This is a genomic window from Acinetobacter sp. 228 (genome assembly GCF_048147885.1).
Window position 1 is genome coordinate 1 of sequence record NZ_JAYWYV010000264.1, and the last position, 1,379, is coordinate 1,379.

A 1,379-nucleotide genomic window follows, 5' to 3' on the forward strand; every position below is an offset into this window, starting at 1 on the left:
TTCATTGACTGGGCGGGTCCAGCTGTCTACGTTGTAATGTTTGCCATGGCAGTCTGGCTGATCTGGGAAGCTGGCTGGCAAAATATTGATTTAAATTTAAGTGGGGTTCAATACGACGGTTTTGCAGTTGTACCAGTCATGATTGGTGCTATTGCACTTGTTGTCTCATATTTTTCAGGACCGATGCTGAATTTTGGCGACTTCTCTCGTTATGGTAAAAGCTTTAACGCGATTAAAATGGGCAACTTTCTTGGCTTACCAATTAACTTCTTAGGCTTTTCTTTACTTACTGTAGTGTGTATTGCGGCAACGCTTCCAGTATATGGAAAACTTATAACAGACCCTGTCGAGATGGTTGGCAAACTTGATAATACTTTTGTAGTCATTTTAGGTAGTTTGACCTTAATGATTGCCACTATCGGAATTAATATTGTTGCTAACTTTGTTTCACCTGCATTTGATTTTTCCAACGTTTCACCGAGCAAAATTAGCTGGCGTATGGGTGGAATGATTGCAGCAGTAGGTTCAATTTTCATTACCCCATGGAACCTGTTTAATAACCCTCAAGTGATCCATTACACCATTGATATTTTAGGTGCATTTATCGGTCCACTTTTTGGTGTATTGCTAGCAGATTTTTATCTTGTTAAAAAACAAAAAATCGTGGTAGATGATTTATATACTTTAGATACTCAAGGCTCGTATTGGTACAAAAATGGTTATAACCACTCTGCCTTTTATGCGTTAATTCCAGCTTCATTAATTCCTATTCTCTGCGTACTTTTACCACAACTGTCTGGGCTGGCTAATTTCACATGGTTTATTGGGATGGGATTCGGTTTTGTCATTTACCGATTTCTTAACCAACCGCTTGCCCATGCTAAATCGGCAATGACTAAGATAAAAGTACAATGAAAATTAAAATTATTAATCCTAATACCACCCAAAGCATGACTGACAAAATTGCTGCATCAGCAAAGATAGTCGCAAATTCTGATACTCAAATTATTGCTGTGAGTCCTCAAATGGGCCCTGCAACAATTGAAAGTTATTATGATGAAGCCCTAAGTGCCGTAGGTGTGCTAGAGGAAATTCGCCAAGGTGAACTTCTAGATGTAGATGCTTATGTTATTGCCTGTTTTGGTGATCCTGCGCTTTATGCCGCCCGTGAAATCACTTCGGCACCTGTGATTGGGATTGCCGAAGCAGCTATGCGAACTGCAAGTTACGTTAGTACTGGTTTTAGTGTAGTCACAACCTTACAACGCACAGTGAATATGAGTTGGCATCTGGCTCATCGCTATGGGGTTACACCATTTTGCAAAAATGTTCGAGCTTGTGACATTGCAGTTGAAGAGTTGGAGCTTCCTGACTCAGAT

2 protein-coding genes are annotated in these 1,379 nt (G+C 40.0%); both read left to right on the forward strand.

All coding sequences use genetic code 11. The features are described 5' to 3' along the window. Positions 1-915: cytosine permease (locus VXQ92_RS18040; protein ID WP_416682731.1), on the forward strand; the 915-nt coding region annotated here is incomplete at its 5' end. Continuing rightward, the coding region (locus VXQ92_RS18045; protein ID WP_416682732.1) for an aspartate/glutamate racemase family protein at positions 912-1,379 on the forward strand (468 nt) is incomplete at its 3' end. The genes VXQ92_RS18040 and VXQ92_RS18045, both read left to right, overlap by 4 nt.